Raw genomic sequence first — 20,846 nt, 5'->3', positions numbered from 1 at the left:
AAGCGGGCAAAAAGGAACCTGAACGTACTTTTAAACGGTTTAATGGAAATGTTTTGTTACAAACGCATTGAAATGCAAACAGCTTCATATTATCCTCATTTATGATGTGTATCTTTGTTTAACATTATTTAACTATCATTCGCTTGGAGTTTCGGGTTTGCTTTCTTTTATTTATAAGCGTAATGCTGGCATTGTTATCCCCAACTAAAATCCGCAGAATATTATTTATCTGCCTGTTTATCTTTACTTTACCTTCAACCCTATCGGCTCAAAATCTTTTTTTACAAAAGGTAGAGATGTGTAATATCACCAATTATTGCATGGACTGCGGTGATGTTAAGGCCAGCTGCGACCAGCTTGCCATTGATTTTGTATCTGCAAGGATCAATAACCGCTACCTTTTAAAAGATGCCACCGGCTCAATAACGTTTCAGGTAATAGTTGATGAACGCGGCTTTAGCTGCGTGCTCAGCCATAACGATGCTACCAAAAGCGCACTCACCAATGAGTTGATCACCTATCTTAATGGCTGTATCTGGAAACCAGCTATACTAAATGGCAAACCGGTAGCCACTTCAGTAAACGTTATTTTCCGTTTTATAAGCGGTGGTGTTTACGGTCAGGTTCAAAGAATGGACCTTGCCGAGATGAAACCGCCGGGCGATCCGATAATTTACAATAAGACTGTAACCTACGCCAATCCGTCGTTGAAAAACTACGATTTTACAACCTGGACAAAATACAACTCGCCTTTGGTTGATAACATCAGCAAATCAGCTGCAATGGATCAATCAGACCTTTTATGGTATGCTACCGAAAAGGGCATGACCCGCTTTGAAGGAACAACGTTTATACCGGTTAATGAATACAACTCGCCATTTCCGTCAGATGCCAACATCAAAGAGGTAACCATCGACAGGGATAACAACAAATGGGTTTATTACGATAATAAAATATTCATGTATGGCAGCGGCGGCTGGCAGCTGTTTGATTTTAAACAGTTTTTGGCAGGCGGCGTTAACCAGGTACTGAACAGCCGGAACGGTGAGTTGTTATTTACTACACAAAACGGTTTGGTTGTAAAAAGGAAAGACAAAGTAGTTGTAATCAACAAAAAATCGATGCCCGAAATGCCATCAAGCAATGTGCTTTTTGCCTATGTAGATAGCCAGAAACGACTTTGGATAGGCACCTCAAAAGGCACTATCATGATTGATAAAAGCGTTATTACCTCATTTAACAGCCTCAATAATACCCCGCTAAAAAATGCAACCATTTCGGGCGCGGTAGAAGATGAAAAAGGAAATGTTTACTTCTCGTTGGTTGATTGCGAAAAGCAAGCCGGCGACAGCGATAGCGATAAAGAAGGTATAGCCGTATTAAAGTTTAACGGCAATTGGCTTCACTATAACGATAAAAACTCGGGCATGCCTGCCAATCATGTTAATACTATGTTATACGACAAATTTGAGCATGTTTTATGGCTGGGCACAGATGAATCGGGCATTGCCAGGTTTGACCTGAATAATGGCTGGGAAAACTACCACAATAACAACTCGCCACTGCCTGGCTTTACCATTTACCAGATAGTACAGGATTCAAAAGGTGTTATTTACGCCACTACTGCCAATGGCTTGTTAAGGATCAGGAAAAAGGCAGGAGCTTAAGGCTATTCTTTAAAAGAAAACCAAGCTGTATCCCCTCTAATTTGCTGTTTTTAAAACTTTTCTCCCTTGGTCTTTGGCAAAACCGCTAATTACTTTTATCTGCTAATAATTTAATCTACTTATTACCAAAAAACAACGCCCCGGATCTCATCCCGGGGCGCTTCATAGTATAGTGATATACTAATCAACTAAATCTCAATTTATCATTGAGAATCAGTTGGCTATTTTTTGCAGAGATTTTTAGTTCACTCTTCTGAAATCAATATTAGTGATCTTAATCCCGGTTGTGCCCAGCGTTGAACCTCCCGAACGGATAAGTACATAGGCCGTACCGCTTGTTGGGAATGATACAACGTTACCACTGCCTGCACATGATATTGATGACAATAAACCATTAAAAGGCGATTTACCACAACCATTCCAGGTGTTAAGCGCTATGCGGGTTCCACCATCAGCATAATCACTTGCTTCAGAAGGCACCGCCTGGCCTACATAAACCTCAAACCAGCAATCGGTAGCACCTGAACCGGCTACTGTCATATCGATTTTATACTTTTTATTGGCCCTTACCTCAACAGGTTGAACAATACCCTGCTGCCCCCAGTTACCACCGGTTGCCAGTACGCTACCATCAGTATTTACCTTAAAGGTTACACCATCACCACGGTGATAAATTTGCCATTTGGTATTATCTATCAAATTGGTTTTAGGCGTAATAGCGTCTATAAGGTCTGCAGCATTGAAGTAAATAATGGCCTTGTTCATATCGGTATTTACCTCCTGTTTTGACGAGTTTGCAATTTTAATACCCAGGGCAGCCACTTTACCGTCATACTTGCTCAAACTGGCAATTTTTATTTTGGGAGTGATCTTGCCTTTCATAATGTTGTTGTCCAGCATTACGGTATCTTTTGTATCAAGGGTGTAATCTGCAGGATCAAGCACTACTGTATTAGCCGGCAATGTACCGGCGGTAATTAAACCGGCAATAGTACTGTTATCGGTGCTTACATCGACAGTTAACGTTTCAAAATTTGATTCGCCGCCGCGATATACCGGGATAGAAAAATTTACTGTACTTTTTGCACTATCAACCTTAAGCGAGCTTCCGGCCATCACATCAACTAAACCATTGGGCTTTTCAGAATCGGGCAGATATACTTTTACATCAGGGTTTGACTTTACCCCATTAAGGTGCTCCTGTTTGCAGCCAGCAACTCCCAGCAACAGGCATGCTACCGAAAGCTTTACTAATGATGCATTAATTTTCATGAAAATATTTTTTACATTATTAATTTAAATCATTTAACAGCCCATCACCCCCGCTTTGAGGGTGATGGAAAGCTTGTATTTACCAGCCCGGATTTTGTGTCCAGCCTGTTTTTGAAATTTCGGACTGAGGGATAGGGTACCATTCCATTTTGGTAGCAAACACCCTGTCTTCCAGTTTTTTTACAGTGTAAACACCGGCAGATGTAATATCAATACGGTTTATAGGCTTACTAAAGTAGCTTACACCTTTTTTCCACCTGCGCACATCCCATAAGCGGTTGTTTTCAAAGCTAAGCTCAACATTACGCTCATGTTCAATAGCCTGCTGGTTTAACTGCGCTGCTGTAAGCGCCGGCATTTGAACACGTTGCCTCACCTTGTTAATTGCCTGCAAGGCTGTCATACCATATCCCTGCGGATCGGCATCCGGCCCGTAAGCATTGAACATCGCTTCGGCATAGCTTAGCAAAATATCGGCATACCTGAAATATACCCATGCATGATTGGTAGTTGTGTTGTTGATCAGGTCGACAGACTGATTAATCCACTTTGACAGATAGTATCCTGTTTTAGTAGCATTTTGCTTAGGCAGGCCACTATTACCACCAAAATAAGTCTGGATAGTAGTTGATTTGAACGATGCACCATTGTATACTACAGTTGCAGCAAAGCGCGGGTCGCGGTTGGTATATGGAGCAGCTGCATGGGCCGGGTTATTCCAGTCAAACGGAACCGATCCTGTGATTGTACTTCCTGATTTAACAAGTACCTCATAATCACTAACCAGGTTTTCGGCCGGTGTTATGCTGTTACCGTTACTATTTTGAAATACAATAGGGTAATTATTGTATTCGATAGCATTCGCAGCACCATAGCGACGATAAAAGATCACCTCGCCCGATGTAGTATTATTTGCTCCAAACAAATTTGAATAATTGGCATCAAGTGAATAACTGCCCAAAGCGATAACGTCATGCGCAGCAGCGGCAGCCTGTGCCCAGGTTGTACTTGAGCCATTTGCAGTAAACAGCGGACTTGCACCATAAAGCAAAGCTTTTGCTTTTAACGCTTTGATAGCGCCGTTAGTAACACGGCCGGCATCATACCACGAATACGGCGAAAGGTTAGCAGGAATAATAGCAGCAGCCTTATCACATAATGAAGCAATGTATTTGATACATTCATCAACCGAGTTGCGCTGTACGTTTTTCCATGAGTTAGGGTCATTGTAATCAAGCGGCTGCTCAAAAATGGGAACGCCACCGTAACGCTTTACCAGCTCAAAATAAAAATAGGCCTTTAAAAACAGCGCCTCGCCTTCCATAAACTTAACGTTATTGCGGGCGTTGTAATAAGTGGTTGAATCGGTTGATGTGATTTTATCTTTAATGTAATTGATATCAACCGTACCCTTGTTTTTCAGATAGAGGTTTGCCTGACGGATACCATCAAAGTTAGCGGCCCAAACATTGTCGGGGTTAGTATATTGGTTCCAGGTACCATAGTTAAAAAGCTGCGCCCGTTCAACCGAGTTGGTAGCTTCCGCTTCATCAGTAGCTGTTTCAAGATCAAGATTGGCGAAACCATCGGGCAGGTAGCTGTAGGTATTCCACATCTGCTGCTGTACATAGGTATAATTTGAGTATAGCTTATCGGTGGTAATATCGGCCTTAATGGTCTGTACTTCCAGGTAGTCATGTTTACATGATGAGTAAAGCAACGTACCCAGCGCCAGCATTGTTATTATATATCGATTTCTTTTCATTTCCTTGTAATCAAATAATTAATACTACAATTTCACTTTCATGCCAAATGTTACTGCTTTTACTAAAGGATACCCCATTGAAAGGCGCTCAGCTTCAAGATCCTGTATCTTATCCCATGTAAACAGGTTAGTACCATTCACAAAAACCCTTACTGCATCAAGCTTTCTTAAAAACCCACGCTGAGGTAAGGTGTATCCCAGTTCAACACTGCGCAGTTTCAGGAAATTGCCATTACGCATCCAGAAATCAGATTGCTGATCATTGTTAGGATTTGCCAGAGTTGATAACCGGGGCGAAGTAGCGGTAGTGGCGTTTTGAGGCGTCCAGCTATTTGCCGAAAACTCAGAGATGTTATTATTGAATACAAAAGGATGGGTATAAGTATAAGCAGAATTTAGCAAGCTCACAGTACGGTGTAATACGCCCTGCAGATAAGCATCAAAATCAAAACCGGCATATTTGAAGCCAAGGTTAAAACCCAAAGTAATTTCAGGAAGTACTGAATACTTCATTGGCACCTTGTCATAATCATTAATGATACCGTTGCCATCCTGATCTTTAAATTTCAGGTCGCCAGGTTTAACATTGGTATATGATGATGCCACTACGCCCGGTTTTAAGTTTCCGTTGGCATCAAAGTCCGATTGCTGGTAAAAGCCTGTGTAAACCAGCCCCTTCATTTGGCCAATAGGGTATCCCTGGGTATACAGGTAGTTAAATGGCTGAGGGTCTTCAGAGCGCTTAACAATTTTATTGCGGGCATAAGCAATTGAACCACCTACATAATACTTGAATTTATTATCGTTTTGTTCATACTTTAATGATGCTTCCAAACCTTTGTTATGTACCTCGCCGGTATTAGCATATTGTAAGTTAAAGCCTGTGTAATCTGGCACACCTGATGATGGAATTTCAAGGATGCCAGTACGTTTTTCGGTAAATACATCTAACGTACCCGAAAGATTTTTCCACAAGGTGAAGTCTAAACCAACGTTAAGGGTTGTCTTTTTTTCCCATGCAAAATCAAGGTTAGCAAAAGGGCCTTCGGTTAGGCCACCATGCGCAGTATTGCCTGTACCTGTGATCCAACCTGGCGCACCAACTGCAAACTGCTGGTACAAAAAGCGATAAGCCTCATTGATATTACCAACAGTACCGTATGATGCACGAACCTTCAGGAAGTTAATGGTTGAATTATCCTTCAGAAAATCTTCTTTTGAAGCAATCCAGCCCAAACCTACAGCGGGGAACCAACCATAACGATGACCGGGGCCAAAATCAGCTGAACCACTATATGAGCCTGAAAGGTCAACGATGTACTTTTTATCATAATCATAAGTTACGTTACCGGCAATGCCTTGTGTACGCACCTGGTAAACAATGCCATCATGCGTGTAGCCCTGCCTGCGTGCCTGGATCATGCCAGTAAAGGTTGATTTGCCAAAAGTACGGTCGTAATCAAAACCCATCCTAACGGTGGTACGGTTCCAGTGTGCACCGCCGCCGTCACTGCTCGACTGGCTGATAGGAGTAACCGGCGTTGAGCCGTAGATGGCGTTACCCTGCGCATCCTGACCGGTAATTTCATAAGAGTTTACCGAGAATTGTTTCTGGTAGATCCCTACATACTGATTGGCAAAAGATACTTCACCTTTAAGGTCGAGACCTTTGGTTAGCTTATCCAGTTTTTGCACAAAGCTAAAATTGGTTTGCAGGTTACGGGTATGCGACTGGTAAACACCATTTTGCTGTAAAAGCTGAATAGGGTTAAATTTATATACCGAACTATTGCCCCAGGTACCATTAGGATTTTTAACGGGGAAAGCAGCAGCCGGAATAGCCATAATGTTATTAAACAGCTGATCTGCAGTGAATCCCGATGGCGTATTCCTATCCTCGGTAATGCCACTGATATTGGCTGTCACCACCAGGTTTTTGTTAAGTTGCAACTCAATGTTTGCCCTTAAATTCAACTTGGTGTATTTGGCATTGGTACCAAAATCTTTGTCAATAACATCGGCATTTTTGTACAAACCTTCAAAGTTGGTATAGTTCATTAGCACAAAAAATTTGGCTGTGTTATTACCCCCCCGGAAACCGAAGTTATAATCCTGTATTGCCGAGGTTTTCTTAAGCAACTCATTATACCAGTTCACGTTTGGGTGAAAAGGGTCATTTGTTGCTTTATATAGCTCAGGGTTTGCATATTTAATCGGCAAACCATCGTTGGTTAGCGCATTGTTATAGTTTGTGGTATAACCGTATGCATCCATCACCTTAGGCAAGTCGATAGGACTTAATATGCCGTATTTGCCGTTTACAAACACCTGTGTTTTATTCAGCACAGCACCCTTTTTGGTGCGGATACTTAATACGCCCGAGCCACCTTCAAGTCCGTAAACTGCCAGTGCAGCGGCATCCTTCAATAAAGTGACCGATTCAATTTCATAAGCCGAAAGGCCGCTGATAGCGCCCATATCAACCTGGAAACCATCGAGGTAAATCAGCACTTGGTTGCCTTGCAGGTTCCAGCTGCTTACACCCCTCATATAAAAGGTTGGGTTATCATAACCAGGCTCGCCCGATCCGGTAACCACGGTTAAACCAGGAATGCGCCCCTGCAGTGTATTAAGCAGGTTACCCGAGGTCATACGGGTCAGGTCCTCGCCCGAGAGGGTAAAAACCGCACCGGTATTGCGCCATGATTTATCTATTCTTAAGCCCCCGTCGACAAAGTCTTTATAAGAGCTTGCTTTTTTTATGGTATCGGCTGGTGCCGTACCTGCGGTTTGGGCGTTTGCCGCCGAAAAACTGCAGAACGCAAGCATCCAGGCCAAAAAGTTTTTATAATCTTTTTTCATTGTTCTTCACTAATTGTTAATGTGTAAAAGCCTATTACCAACCTGGATTTTGTCCGTCCCAGCTACTATTGCCTAAATACCTTAAACTGATTTCGGTACTTGGAAATGGCACATAGTAATACCTGGCGGGGAACACCCTTGTAACAAATGGAACAGTTGTCCATGTGCGTTTTAATTGTCCGCCAACGTTCCTGGCAGTTGTCTGGATACCGTGTAACACCGTATTCAAAACAGTTTTGGCTTTTAACCAGCGGTTCAGGTCATTATAGCGATGTCCTTCGTAAGCAAACTCAATGGTTTCCTCATTCTGAACCGCGTCCCTGAACGCATCAATAGTGGCCGGGTTTTTATCAGGCATCCCGGCACGTTGCCTGATCTTGTTCAGATAAGTTGCAGCTTCGGCGCTTGGGCCCTGGTATTCGTTAAGCGCTTCAGCATAACCAAGGTAAAACTCGGCAAGGCGAAACACCGGCCAAGCAAAATGGTTATCGGTCATGTTATCAACCCTTGCAACAAATTTGTAGGTTTCGGTAGCATAACCATCCACACCGGCGTCGCTGCTGGCCAGGTTACCATCGGTACTGTAGTCGCCTTTTTTGTAGTAGGCAAGAATACCACGCTGGCTACTATAGTATTTACCATCATAAGCAATAGTTTGGTAAAAACGTGGGTCGAGGTTCCAGGCTGCAACATCAACCGGTAGATCTGAACCGCTTGCAGGCATTGTCCATTTGGTACCATCAATTTTTTCATATTGCTGAATGAACTCAATAGGAACGTTGTTTTTAACGCCCCACTGCGCCAAACGTAGCTTTGATGAAAGGTACTGGCCCCAGGCCGAACCATCGCCCCAGCCACCTCCGGCACCCGGAACCTGGTTTGAGGTATTAACTAAAATCAGTTCCTGGTTGGCGAACACATTCCATACCGATTCATAATCACCTAAGGTGGCATAAGTTTCGCCTGTTGTGAGCGGATGGCCGGTATTAAATAATGAAACACCGCCTGCTGCTGCGTTGTCTATTACATCCTTAGCAGCTTTGGCAGCTTTATTCCATCGTTCTTTATCATAGCTGGCATAAGCCAATACCGTATCGCGGCTGTCATTAAACCTTGCGCCTGATACTTCTCCTTTCATACCGGCTGGTGTGTTATAAAGCGGGCTTGCAGCATAAAGCAATATCCTTGCTTTCAAAGCCATGGCTGCCAGTTTGGTAACGCGGCCAAAGTCAGCACTTGGGCGGGTAGCCGGCAACATAGCAACAGCCTGATCACACCATTTAACTACACTATCAACTACCGATTGTACCGAGCTGCGTGGGATGGCTATTTTTACAGTACCGTCAAGGGCCTTGTTCACGATAGGCACACCACCATAATACCTGAATAACTCATAGTGCTGCATAGCGCGGCAAAACAAAGCCTGGCCTTTAACGTCGGTTTTCCATGCGTTATCAGCATCGGCTACCTTATCAATATTTTTCAATACCAGGTTAGCTTGTCTGATACCTTTATAGTGCCAGTAAAAACCGGCGCCGTTATCCTGGCCAAAGCCGTAATCGCAATTATTATCGGCACTCATGTTACCGGTAATATATGAGCCGGTGTTAATGGTGTTTGAAGCCCAATCATAAGCCGGGTGGATGATATAAAGTTGATCGGTAAGCGCTTCGGGACGGCAACCATCATACGTTTCTGGAAAATACCCTCTAACGCACAACATATACATTTGCGCCACCGCATATTGTGCCTGGTTACGGGTATCAAAAATGGTATCAACTGTTACCGCACCACCCTTAGGCTTTTCAAGAAAAGTTTTTTTACAGCTTGTTGAAAGCATACCGCCTATGAAACAAGCCACAAGCAGTAAAATAATATTTGTTCTTTTCATCATTGCTATATCTTATGATTAAAAATTAACATTAACGCCTACGTTATAGGTGCGGGTAAGCGGATAACCGATGTAACCCAGGTTTTCAGGATCGCCCCAGATCTTGTTTGGCGACCATGTGTACAGGTTATATCCGTTGATATAAAAACGGGCCGAGCGAACGCCTATCTTTTTCAAAAGCTCGGGCTTAAGAGTATAGCCTATCTCGGCATTTTTAAGCCTTACAAAAGCTGTACTTTTCAAAAAGAAGGTATTGTAGGCTGCATCCTGGTTATAAGCAGCAATAGGGAAATCAATCCGATCGCCATGATCATAACGATCCTGGGTGTACCTGTTTAAATCCACATCAAACAATGACTGCTGTTTATTAAAGTGAAGCTCCTGCATGGCATATTTAGCCACACCTGATTGCCCCTGAAACAAGGCCGAAAAATCAAAGCCATGAAAGCTAAAGCCAAATGATACACCGTAGCTTAATGTAGGCAGGTCGGTTTTGCCCGAACGGACATAATCTTTTTCGTTAATAACACCATCGCCGTTAACGTCTTTTAACCTAACCTCGCCCGGTTGTAAAGGAGCGCCGGCGTATCCCAAATCTTTTTGATAAACCGGGTTGCCCGCAGCGTTGTTATATGGCTTGCCATCAGCCCCAACTGCCAGTACAGGCTGCGAAAGTATTGGGTTACCGTTACCATCAATTTTGTATAACTGCGACCACGAGGTATAAAGCCCATCGGCCTGTAAATACGAGCCCTGGTTAATTGGCCTGCCGGTAGCTGCCTGGTACTCTAAACCCGGTGCAATAGCTTCGTCCTTAAATAGGATTTTATTATGGTTTGTTGAGGCGTTACCTTTTACCCACCAGGTAAATTTACCCGGAGCACTGGTGTAACTCAATTCAATTTCGTCGCCCCAGTTTTTTACTTCGCCCAGGTTATAAGGAGGCAAGGTTGCCTGCACTATGCCCGGTACGCTTCCTTTATATGAAAGGATGTTTTTACGATGCTCATTGTAGTGATCATAAATAAGCGAAAGGCGATCATTAAACAGGTGGGTTTCTAAACCAATGTTTGATTTGGTTGCTGTTTCCCAGGTTACGTTAGGGTTACCCAACACGTTTTCCTGTGCGCCCTGTATCTTGTTACGATCATTAAGCGTACCAAAAGTATAACCGCCACCAGCGTTGTAGCCGTTTACATATTGCCAGGTATCAGGCAGGTACAGGTAACGGGCCGAAGTTGTAGTACCAGGAATATTGATACCATCATTACCTACTTTACCTAATGATCCGCGGATTTTTAAATAAGTTATGTAATCGGTTTTAGGGAAGAACGATTCGTTGCTGGCAATCCATCCTAATGAATATGCAGGCAGGAAACCAAACCTTTTACCTTCGGGGAAGTTCTCTGAACCGTTATAACCCATGTTATATTCGGCCAGGTAACGGTCACCGTAATTATAAGTCACCCTGCCCGATACGCCTTCATAAGCGTGCGGAAGATCGTATAACAAATTGGGATCATATTTTTTCTCGGCGTTGGCCAAAATCAAAGCGGTAACGGTGTGCTTTTTAGCAAATACACGGTTATAGTTAATGGAAAACTCGCCGTATACCTTACGCCATTTATCAGTATAAAAATCTGTCCAGCGTGCAGGCGCAACATCATTGGTTAGCTGTACAAGGATAGGGTCAAGCTTATTACCGTTAGGGTTTGGACGCAAGCCGTACAATAACGGAGTGTATTTACCGCCGGTGCGGCTTTGGAAATAACTGTCGTAAGCACCGCGTGCATTTACCGATAAACCGGGCGTAATGTCGTCCAGTTTATAGCTTAACTTGATGGCCGAGTTTAAAGTACTGTTGGTGGTGATATTATAGTTATTGCTATTTGCAATAGCGTACAGCGGGTTAAGCTGATCATTTTGGTTGGTAAAAGGCACCACAAATTTGCCATTGATTATACCAGGAGAGCCAAGCGGCGATGACCACAAGATCCTTTTTTCCCAGGTGTAACCATCATTGTCCATACCGGTAATGGTTACGTATTGGGTAGATACATCAACCGATACCCTGAAATCGGAGTTCACATCAAAATCGAGGTTGGAGCGCAGGTTATAACGTTTCTTCTTAAACTGCATCTCATCCGAAAAAGGCATGTAATCGGTATTGAACAAACCGCCCTGTGCCAAATAACCTAATGAAACAAAGTATTTGGTTGCCTTGGTACCACCGGTAATGTTGGCGTTTACCTGTGTTTGCGGAGCAAACTTATTGAAGATCTGTTTTTTCCAGTCCTGATCGGGGTGCCCGTACGGATCATAATATGGGTTTGCCTGGCCGTTGATAGTTGGTGTATGTGCGTTTTGATAATACTTTAAATCTTCGGGCGAGTAATATATGGTAGCATCCTTGATCCAGTTAGCATCACGTTTGGTCACGAAATCGTTCCAGGTTTTCACATCGGCATCCCTTGAATGCTGGATCCAGTAGTTCTCATAGCTCTGCTCATTTAACAGCGTAGCGTACTGGTACGAGTTAACAAAATTTGGCATGCTCGAAAACTGCGAAATAGCAGTCTGGAAAGTAGCGCTAACTTTAGGAGCCCCTTCTTTACCACGTTTTGTAGTGATGAGGATAACACCATTTGCACCACGCACACCGTATACTGCTGTGGCCGAAGCATCTTTCAGGATACTAATGGATTCAACCTCGTTAGGATCGATATCATTATAGCTGTCGCGGGCGATACCATCTACCATGATCAGCGGAGCGGTTTGACCGGTATAAGTACCCACACCACGCACATAAAGCGTAGCGCCGTCATCACCCGGCTTACCGCTGGTTTGGGTTACCGTTAAGCCCGATAAGCGACCGGCCAGCGCATTACTCAGGTTAGCAACCGGCGACTGCACCAGGTCTTTGGTGCCAATTGATGTAATAGCGCCGGTTACGGTTTCTTTTCTTTGTACACCGTAAGCCACAACAACAACTTCGGTAAGGTCCTGCGGTGCGTCTTCAAGTATAACGCTTACTTCTGAACGACCGTTAAGGGCAACTTCCTTAGTTCTGAAGCCTACAAATGAAAATACAAGTGTAGCATCAGCATCCGTGACGTTAATAGCGTAATTACCATTTAAATCGGTTATGGCTGCCGCTGCCGAACCCTTCTGTTTAACCGTTACACCGGGTAAAGGCAAGCCTTTACTGTCAACAACCTTACCGCCAATTTTTTTAGGGGCATTGCTCTCTGCGCCCGTTTTTTTACGGATGAGAATGGTTTTGTTGTCGATAGTATAAGTTAACGACTGGTTGCTTAAACAAAGGTCCATGACCTGGTTTATAGTTGCGTTGGTCAAATCAACAGTTACCGGTTTAGCCAACTTAATATCTTCAGAATTGTACAGAAAATCATAATTGGTTTGATTTCTGATCTGTTCAAAGACTTCTTTTAAAGTTGTTTGTTTAACCTTTAAAGTAACCTTCTGTGCATAAGTTGCGGCAGACACCTGTAAGAAGGTAACTGTTAGCAAAATAAGTGTCAGTTTCATAATAAGCACAGGTTTATATAGGCGCCCACGATGTTTGCCGCAAGTAAATGCAGTAAAATTTTTATACATTTGAATGTCAGTTTATTAATAAGTGGTTGTAATCGCTGCAATTAGTTTTACTATCTGGCATTGCCATAACACGGCTTAGGTCAGGGGCGGTCCGAAACGCTCCTGGCTTTATTTTTTATGCTGATAGATAATTGGTTGGGATAATGAAGAACGTAGATTTATTGCATAACGGTGATCCTCCTTCCTGTAATTTTAAAATGCACGTTACTTATTTGTTCGAGGTTTTTAAGCAGATCTGTTATACTTTTTGAGCGGGTAAACGTACCGCCGAAACGCTGGTTAATAAAGTTACCCTGGTACTCAATATCTACATCGTACCAGCGGGATACCTTCTTCATGATATTTACGATATTATCATCATCAAACATGAAATAGCCGTTTTTCCAGGCCATTGCCTCGTTAATGTTTGCTTTTGAAACTGTAATGGCGTTAGCATTGCTCCCTACCACCCCCTGCTGACCCGGTTTTAGCATAGCCAGGCTACCGTTTTTACTGATCTGTACCGAGCCTTCCAGCAGCGTGGTAGTCAAATCATTATCATCGGCGTAGGCCGAAATATTAAAATGTGTACCCAGTACTTTTACCTGTACGTTGTTCATCTCTACATAAAAAGGCTTGTCTTTATTTTTAGCCACTTCAAAGTAGGCTTCACCGGTGAGTTTTACAGTGCGGCTATTACCTGTAAATTCGGTAGGGTAACTTAATGATGATGATGAGTTTAGCCATACTTGCGTACCATCGGGCAGCACCACCTGGTACTGGCCCCCCGGAGGAATGGTGAGTGTATTGTATAAAACAGTGTTAACCCCTGCGTGGGTAGCATTTGGCAGCACGTCATAAACAAGTTTACCATTGCTTACTTTATTTACCTGGCTTTTCCCGAGATTGGCAAGGGCACCGTTAGCCACACTATCCAGTACGATGCTTTTACCGCTTGCCAATGTAAGTATGGCTTTATTGCTGCCCGGTACAATTTTAGCAGTGGTATTGGCTGCCATGTTATTTTTAACAGCGCCCGTTTTTTGCCGTTGTACAAAGTAAGCCCCAACAGTTCCAAAAATTAAAACTGCGGCTGCAATTTTCAGCCAACCACCGTATAATTTTAAAATATTGTTTTTAGGAATAACAGGTACAACCGGTATAACAGTATCCCTGAATCTCGAATCAGCTTTAATATCAGCTAATACTTTTTGTGCGCGGTCATTATCAAACTCGGGGGCACCATCAAGATTCAGTATGCCTTCATCAACAGTGCTCAATACCTCGCCGGGATTGTTGTTCAAATAGTTGAGCAACTCTTCGCGGTCGGCATCGTTTATAGCATCGTTAAAATACTGTTCAAGTAAACTCCTGAGCCTTTCGTTATTCATGTTTTTGGTTTATATACAAATTCCCCGGAGAGGGGAATTTGTATATAGAACACACAACTCAAAGCATAGGACTACCTGTAATTGAAATATTTTTAAAAAATGTATAAATTCTCTCTTTTCAAGAAATCACATCAGGCTTCCGGAATACCTTATGTTTAAACATAAAGGGATATCCAATTAATTTATATATTTGAATAATCATTGATAAGTCAAGTATATGTCAACAATAAATCAACCTTTAAAACTGCTTATGAACCTTGCTAAAATACAGGCAGTGATCTCCCGAAAATTTGATGGACTGGCTGTACATGGGATAGGTTTTAACGATTTTCTGATCCTTCATCTTTTGCAACAAGCGCCCGGCGGACAATTACGCCGTACAGAACTGGCCGAGAAAATAGGCCTTACCGCATCAGGTATCACACGCCTGTTATTACCAATGGAAAAAACAGGATTGGTAACACGGGGTGCCAACGAGCGGGATGCAAGGGTAAGTTATGCCAAACTAACACATGCAGGCAAAACAATTTATGAAGAAGCTTTGCCATCGGCCAGCGCAATTTCCGAAGATATTATTCCTGACGAATACCTGAAAAAATCCCCTCCTGTCGCCGATTTATTGATAATGCTTGGCGGAAATATAAGATGATATAAACATTATGAAATTTTCTACTTTGTTCCCACCGCACAGGAAAGACGCGGTTGAAGCAGCCTTACTTGACGCTTTTGGTACTACCGCTATCGATAACATGACAACACTTGCCGGCGGCCTTTCTTCGGCGCATACCTATCAGTTAACAGTGGATGGTCAAGTGTATGTTTTAAAGTTATCGCCACCCAATTTAAGCGCAACGAACTTATCGCTTGCCGCTGATGCCAATATTGCTCCAGCATTGCATTATCGGGATACCGTAACCGGAGTTTCCATAAGTGATTATATAGAAAACCAGCCCATACGCGCTGTTTTTACACCGGATAAGCTGATCTCTGAGATTGCGGCTATAGTCAAAGCTATTCATTTGATACCATCGGGCGTAGATGGGGCACCGCTGTTTGAAACAGTTGATTCACTGATCGGGCAATTTAAACAATCAAGAATATTATCAGGGCCAGTATTCGATGAATGTTTTACCAATTATGCTATACTTAAAAGTTGTGTCGTACTAACCGATTCGGATAGGGTGTTTAGCCACAATGACCTCAATCCTAATAATATTTTATGTGATGGTAAACGGATCTGGGTTATTGATTGGGATGCTGCCCATTTAAATGACCGTTATATCGACCTTGCAAACCTGGCTAATTTCTTTGTTCATACAGAAGAGCAGGAACACCTGTTTTTATCTACTTATTTTGATGGCGATGTAGATGAATATAAAAAAGCACGGTTTTTTACCATGCGGCAGGTTTGCCGGATTGTTTATGCAATGCTGATGTTTCAATTGGCAGCACAACATAAACCGGCAAACTATAAACATGATCAAAAAATGGAAGGGATTGATTTGCAACTATTTTTTGTACTAATGGGCAAAGGAGAAATATCCCTGGCTAATTATGACGGACAGTTAATGTATGGGAAAGCATTGCTGAATACTGCGGTTGATCAAATGCGTTCGGTAGGTTGGGCATCCTCACTGGCTCAATTCGCATAGTTAAGCGGAAGGCTGGCAGGCAAAACATCATTTTTCATTTTTAAACAAAGCTCACCCCATCCGTTCAATTCTGAACGGATGCTGTTCACTTTTGATACAATAGTCACAGAAAAAAAACAACACAAATATCTGATAATAAACACAATAAATAACTGGCATTATATTTACGAACAATTTCGTATTATTTTAATCAACCGGTTATGATCAGGAATTACTTTAAAATTGCTTTGCGTAACTTCGTGAACAATAAAGTTTACAGCGCGCTGAATATTATTGGTCTGGCTTCGGGAATTGCCGTAGCTATACTTATCGGTTTATGGATCTATACCCAGATCTCTTACGACCGTTTTCTTCCAGGCTATCAACTTGCCTATAAAGTTAAATTCAATGTGAATAACAATGGCGAAATCAATACCGTTGGTTCAACCAATTTACCGCTTGCTGACGCATTAAAAAAAGATTTTCCTGAGATAAAATACGTTGCACAAACCGATTGGATGGGTTCTCACCCGCTTACTGTCGGCGATAAGAGGATAAACGTTAACGGAGCAATGGCGGGCGGCGATTTTCTGAAAATTTTTCAGTATCCACTCTTAAAAGGTAGTGCTAACGCTGTGTTAAGCGATCCGTATTCCATTGTACTGTCACAGGCTACAGCAACGGCATTATTTGGCAACGCCGACGCAGTGGGTAAAACTGTAAAGATCGATAACTTTCATGACCTGCGGGTTACCGGCATCCTGAAAGATGTACCGGCTAATTCAACTTTTCAGTTTAGCTTTATTGTGCCTTTTGCTTATTACTCAATGACGAATGACGAGGTTAAACATTCCCTTACCAATTGGGATAACAATTCGTTCCAAACCTTTGTTGCGCTTCAGCCTAATACTTCTTATGCAGAACTGGCCCCCAAAATAAAAGGAACGATGGTTAGGCACAGCCCTAAATATTATGCACAAACTAAGGCCGAACTATTTCTTGAACCTTTAAAAGACTGGCATTTATTTTCAGAATACAGAAATGGAATAGTCTCAGGCGGCTTAATAGACTATGTAAAAATGTTTGCGCTTATCGGCATCCTGATCCTGATCATAGCATGTATCAATTTCACCAATCTTGCTACCGCACGCTCAGAAAAAAGGGCGCGGGAAGTTGGTGTGCGTAAAGCTATAGGCTCCAGTCGTAAAAACCTCATCTTCCAGTTCCTGGTCGAATCCATGACCTTAACTTTTTTGGCCTTTTTGGTATCACTATTGTTTGTTACACTGGCATTACCGGCTTTCAATAATTTAACCCATACCGAAATAAGCATTCCCTTTGCCAATGTTACTTTTTGGCTGCTCATGATTGGGTTCGTTATGTTCACCGGTTTACTTTCGGGAGCGCGACCCGCCTTTTACCTCTCATCTTTTAACCCGGTAAAAGTTTTAAAAGGAAGTTTACAAACCGGTAAAGCCGGTAATCTCCCGCGGGAGATCCTCGTGGTGCTGCAATTCACCTGCTCCATTGCACTAATCATTAGTACCATTGTCATTTATCAACAAATAGATCACGCTAAAGACAGACCTGTAGGCTATGATGCCAATCGTTTAGTGATGACAGATGCCACCGGCGATTTGACGCGCAATTACGATGCCTTTAAAAATGAAATGCTGGCTACGGGTGTCGTGAACAGCGTTACCAAATCCTCGAGCCCGGTCACCGATATTTGGGCCAACAATAGTGTAACAGACTGGTCGGGCAGGTTGCCAGGCGAAACATTGAGCCTGGCTATTATCGGTGTATCCGACGCTGATTACTTTAAAACACTGGGCATGAAGTTAAAAAGCGGACGTGATTTCACCGGCAATCTCGGTGCCGATTCTTTAAGCGTAATACTCAATGAAGCAGCCGTTAAACGCATGCGGTATAAAGCTCCCATTAACGAGGTGATTACATGGCATACGGTACAACAACGTGCTACTGTAATCGGAGTGGTTAAAGACGCGCTGATGGCATCGCCTTATGCAAACTCGGTACCTACCATATTTATTTACGAGCCAAGCTGGTCGAGCGTGGTTACTTACCGGCTATCGCCAAGGATAAACACCCGTGCGGCATTGGCAAAACTTGCCCCGGTATTTAGTCGCTATAATCCAAGCATTCCGTTTCAGTACAGCTTTGTTGATGAAAGCTATGTATCAAAATTTGATTTTGAATCACTGATCGGGAAACTCGCCGGTTTATTTGCCTCTCTTGCCATTATGATCTCCTGCATAGGATTGTTCGGCTTAGCAGCTTACATGGCCGAAAAGCGCACCAAAGAAATCGGTATCCGGAAGGTATTGGGTGCTACTGTACCACAAGTTTGGTTGCTGTTATCCAAAGAGTTTGTGGCCCTGGTGGTTATCAGCTGTTTGATTGCCAGCCCTGTTTCCTATTACTACCTTCATGCCTGGCTTTTGAAATATCAATACCGGATTAGTATAGGACCAGGCGTATTTTTATTGGCGGGAACTGGGGCCATCATGATAACCCTGCTCACTATAAGTTTCCAGGCTATCAAAGCCGCACTAATGAACCCGGTAAAAAGCTTAAGGGCAGAGTAAGCTGAATTAATCAGATTATTGCTTTAAGCTCGCACATTCCGCCTTTTTTAGCTTTCATAAAATGGCCTTTTAAACAAAACATCTTCGGTCTTTTAAACAAACCTGCCCGTAGCTATTTGCAGCAACTTTGCATAATAAATTTTAATGCAATGACAACAACAAATTCAAACAGCAATACACAGGTACTGGTAACCGGCGGCTCGGGCTTTATAGCAGTGCACTGTATCCTTCAACTTATTGAAGCAGGTTATAAGGTAAAAACAACCGTACGTTCACTAAACCGCGAAACTGAAGTACGAGATATGCTCAAAACAGGCGGCGTTGAAGCATGCGACCGCCTATCATTCATAGCCGCCGATCTGGCTGCGGATGCAAACTGGGTGGAAGCTGTAAAAGGCTGTACATATGTTTTGCATGTAGCATCCCCTACCCCGCTAAAGGGTTATAAACATGAAGATGAAATGATCATACCTGCCCGGGAGGGTGTATTACGGGTGCTGAGAGCAGCCAGAGATGCCGGTGTTAAACGGGTTGTATTTACCTCGGCATTTGGCGCGGTTGGCTTTGGACACAAAGCACGTACTACCCCATTTAATGAAACCGACTGGACACCAATAAACGATAGCATACCGGCCTATCAAAAATCAAAAACACTATCAGAACAGGCTGCATGGAAGTTTATTGAAACTGAAGGTCAGGGACTTGAAATGGTTACAGTAAACCCAGTTGCAGTTGCAGGCCCGGTTTTAGGCCCTGATTATTCGCACTCCATTCAGTTGGTACAAAACATGTTATTTGGCAATCTAAAAGGCACGCCGCGGATCAATACCGGCCTGGTTGATGTACGCGACGTGGCCGACCTGCATTTACGCGCCATGACCAACCCGGCAGCAAAAGGCCAGCGTTTTTTGGCTATTTCGGGTGAAAGCTTATGGATGATTGATATAGCTAAAATTCTGAAGCGCCGCATGGGCAGTTATGCAGAAAAAGTTAAAGCTCACAATGTGCCAAACTGGTTAATACATTTAACAGCACTTTGGAACCCGACCGCTAAAGCTATTATCCCGATGCTCGACCAAAACATGAACGCTACCAGCGAAAAAGCCAAACGCATGCTTGGCTGGTCGCCACGATCTGCAGAAGAGGCAATTGTTGCAACTGCCGAAAGCCTGATACAATTGGGAATAATTAAATAGTTATTTTTACACTAATGGAACAAACGGGAGCAGCCAGCAGATCGATGGTATTTGTATCCTGTAAGCGGGAAAAGCATTACAGTCGGGAAGTGATCCTTCCGTGGCATGCACTGGTATGTGTACTGTCGGGGGAAATGAGGATCGCTTCGGCCGACCGGCAATTTATTTTCCACGCCGGAGATATTGTATTACTGCCGCGTAATCAGTTGGGCAGGATGAGCAAGGTGCCTTTAAACGGAGAGCTTTTTAAATCGATATCCATTTGTTTTCCGCAGGAGACACTACAGCGGTATTACGCAACACTTCCGCAGGTTCATGCAGCCCCGGTTCCACCAGACGTTAAATACTTCAATCGGCATCCGCTGCTCGAAAGCCTGCTTGGATCTTTAATGCCCTATTTTGAAGTGGCTGATGATCTGCCTGAAGAAATAGCGAACATCAAAATAACTGAAGCCATTGCGGTATTACGATCTATCGATAAATCGGTTGATAATTTGCTGAGGCATTTTGAAGGCCCTGGTAAAATTAACCTGGCGGATTTTATGGAGAAAAATTACATGTTTAATCTCACCGCTGCACGGTTCGGCTACCTAACCGGCAGGAGCTTAACCACCTTTAAACGTGATTTTAAAAAAGCCTTCGGTAACACGCCCGAAAAATGGCTCACTCAAAAGCGTCTCCAAACCGCCCACTATCAGATAGTTGAACAAAACCGCAAACCATCCGAAGTTTACTTTGAATTAGGCTTTGAGAACCTATCGCATTTTTCATACGCTTTTAAAAAGCAGTTTGGGTATAATCCAACGCTTTCAAAAAGTAAACGGGAGATAAGTGAAAAGCAAAATTGATGTATACAATTTGCTCTGGCTCGTATTGTCATAAACCAACCCTCCATTTATCACCTTTAGCTCTCTTTTAAAATAACATTTACAATTATGTTTGTTATGTAATCTGGCATTTTCAAA

Annotated in this window: 12 protein-coding genes; 6 read left to right on the top strand and 6 right to left on the bottom strand. The window is 43.0% G+C overall.

Features of this window, described 5'->3' with window-relative positions:
* The first annotated feature begins 182 nt into the window (after nt 1–182).
* Nucleotides 183–1,667 (top strand): ligand-binding sensor domain-containing protein, encoded by a 1,485-nt coding sequence (locus BMX50_RS19890; RefSeq protein WP_091212466.1) that lies wholly within the window; start codon nt 183–185, stop codon nt 1,665–1,667.
* Nucleotides 1,668–1,907: 240 nt separating this feature from the next.
* Here BMX50_RS19890 and BMX50_RS19885 read toward each other — a convergent pair whose 3' ends face one another.
* The 6 genes from BMX50_RS19885 to BMX50_RS19860 form a co-directional block, all read right to left on the bottom strand.
* Complete coding sequence (locus tag BMX50_RS19885) at nt 1,908–2,939, bottom strand: DUF1735 domain-containing protein (protein ID WP_091212459.1); 1,032 nt, start codon at nt 2,937–2,939, stop codon at nt 1,908–1,910.
* A 79-nt stretch (nt 2,940–3,018) separates the two neighbouring features.
* Nucleotides 3,019–4,704 carry a RagB/SusD family nutrient uptake outer membrane protein gene (locus BMX50_RS19880; protein WP_091212455.1) on the bottom strand — a complete coding sequence of 562 codons (1,686 nt, stop codon included), beginning with the start codon at nt 4,702–4,704 and terminating at the stop codon, nt 3,019–3,021.
* A 24-nt stretch (nt 4,705–4,728) separates the two neighbouring features.
* A complete protein-coding gene (locus tag BMX50_RS19875; protein ID WP_091212447.1) occupies nt 4,729–7,566 on the bottom strand; it encodes a SusC/RagA family TonB-linked outer membrane protein in 2,838 nt (945 codons plus the stop codon).
* Between the two features lie 34 nt (nt 7,567–7,600).
* A complete protein-coding gene (locus BMX50_RS19870; protein WP_244281049.1) occupies nt 7,601–9,460 on the bottom strand; it encodes a RagB/SusD family nutrient uptake outer membrane protein in 1,860 nt (619 codons plus the stop codon).
* A gap of 15 nt (nt 9,461–9,475) precedes the next feature.
* The gene (locus tag BMX50_RS19865; RefSeq protein WP_244281047.1) at nt 9,476–13,006 is read right to left on the bottom strand and encodes a TonB-dependent receptor; all 3,531 of its coding nucleotides are present in this window, start codon (nt 13,004–13,006) and stop codon (nt 9,476–9,478) included.
* A 227-nt stretch (nt 13,007–13,233) separates the two neighbouring features.
* The gene (locus BMX50_RS19860) at nt 13,234–14,445 is read right to left on the bottom strand and encodes a FecR family protein (RefSeq protein WP_091212430.1); all 1,212 of its coding nucleotides are present in this window, start codon (nt 14,443–14,445) and stop codon (nt 13,234–13,236) included.
* Nucleotides 14,446–14,662: 217 nt separating this feature from the next.
* On the opposite strand from BMX50_RS19860, the gene BMX50_RS19855 reads away from it, so the two are divergent.
* The 5 genes from BMX50_RS19855 to BMX50_RS19835 all read left to right on the top strand — a co-directional run bounded on the left by BMX50_RS19855 (nt 14,663) and on the right by BMX50_RS19835 (nt 20,729).
* Nucleotides 14,663–15,094 (top strand): MarR family winged helix-turn-helix transcriptional regulator, encoded by a 432-nt coding sequence (locus tag BMX50_RS19855; protein ID WP_208864748.1) that lies wholly within the window; start codon nt 14,663–14,665, stop codon nt 15,092–15,094.
* A gap of 10 nt (nt 15,095–15,104) precedes the next feature.
* Nucleotides 15,105–16,097, top strand: a complete 993-nt coding sequence (locus tag BMX50_RS19850; RefSeq protein WP_091212427.1) for a phosphotransferase — start codon at nt 15,105–15,107, stop codon at nt 16,095–16,097.
* 200 nt (nt 16,098–16,297) lie between these two features.
* Nucleotides 16,298–18,685, top strand: coding sequence for an ABC transporter permease (locus tag BMX50_RS19845; protein ID WP_091212424.1), 2,388 nt, complete (start codon nt 16,298–16,300; stop codon nt 18,683–18,685).
* 149 nt (nt 18,686–18,834) lie between these two features.
* Nucleotides 18,835–19,881: an SDR family oxidoreductase gene (locus BMX50_RS19840; protein WP_091212421.1), complete on the top strand. Its 1,047-nt coding sequence runs from the start codon at nt 18,835–18,837 to the stop codon at nt 19,879–19,881.
* Between the two features lie 14 nt (nt 19,882–19,895).
* Entirely contained in the window at nt 19,896–20,729 is an 834-nt protein-coding gene (locus BMX50_RS19835; RefSeq protein ID WP_091212419.1) for an AraC family transcriptional regulator, read from the top strand.
* Nucleotides 20,730–20,846 lie beyond the last annotated feature (117 nt).

Source organism: Mucilaginibacter gossypiicola (assembly GCF_900110105.1).
Classification (GTDB): Bacteria; Bacteroidota; Bacteroidia; order Sphingobacteriales; family Sphingobacteriaceae; genus Mucilaginibacter; species Mucilaginibacter gossypiicola.
Note: the sequence above shows the minus strand (reverse complement) of the source record. Positions and strands in the feature narration are given on the sequence as shown.

Coding starts and splice junctions, on each gene's coding strand:
- BMX50_RS19890 (WP_091212466.1), top strand. CDS start 183: ATGCTGGCATTGTTATCCCCAACTAAAATCCGCAGAATATTATTTATC.
- BMX50_RS19850 (WP_091212427.1), top strand. CDS start 15,105: ATGAAATTTTCTACTTTGTTCCCACCGCACAGGAAAGACGCGGTTGAA.
- BMX50_RS19885 (WP_091212459.1), bottom strand. CDS start 2,939: ATGAAAATTAATGCATCATTAGTAAAGCTTTCGGTAGCATGCCTGTTG.
- BMX50_RS19880 (WP_091212455.1), bottom strand. CDS start 4,704: ATGAAAAGAAATCGATATATAATAACAATGCTGGCGCTGGGTACGTTG.
- BMX50_RS19840 (WP_091212421.1), top strand. CDS start 18,835: ATGACAACAACAAATTCAAACAGCAATACACAGGTACTGGTAACCGGC.
- BMX50_RS19870 (WP_244281049.1), bottom strand. CDS start 9,460: ATGATGAAAAGAACAAATATTATTTTACTGCTTGTGGCTTGTTTCATA.
- BMX50_RS19865 (WP_244281047.1), bottom strand. CDS start 13,006: ATGAAACTGACACTTATTTTGCTAACAGTTACCTTCTTACAGGTGTCT.
- BMX50_RS19835 (WP_091212419.1), top strand. CDS start 19,896: ATGGAACAAACGGGAGCAGCCAGCAGATCGATGGTATTTGTATCCTGT.
- BMX50_RS19875 (WP_091212447.1), bottom strand. CDS start 7,566: ATGAAAAAAGATTATAAAAACTTTTTGGCCTGGATGCTTGCGTTCTGC.
- BMX50_RS19845 (WP_091212424.1), top strand. CDS start 16,298: ATGATCAGGAATTACTTTAAAATTGCTTTGCGTAACTTCGTGAACAAT.
- BMX50_RS19855 (WP_208864748.1), top strand. CDS start 14,663: ATGTCAACAATAAATCAACCTTTAAAACTGCTTATGAACCTTGCTAAA.
- BMX50_RS19860 (WP_091212430.1), bottom strand. CDS start 14,445: ATGAATAACGAAAGGCTCAGGAGTTTACTTGAACAGTATTTTAACGAT.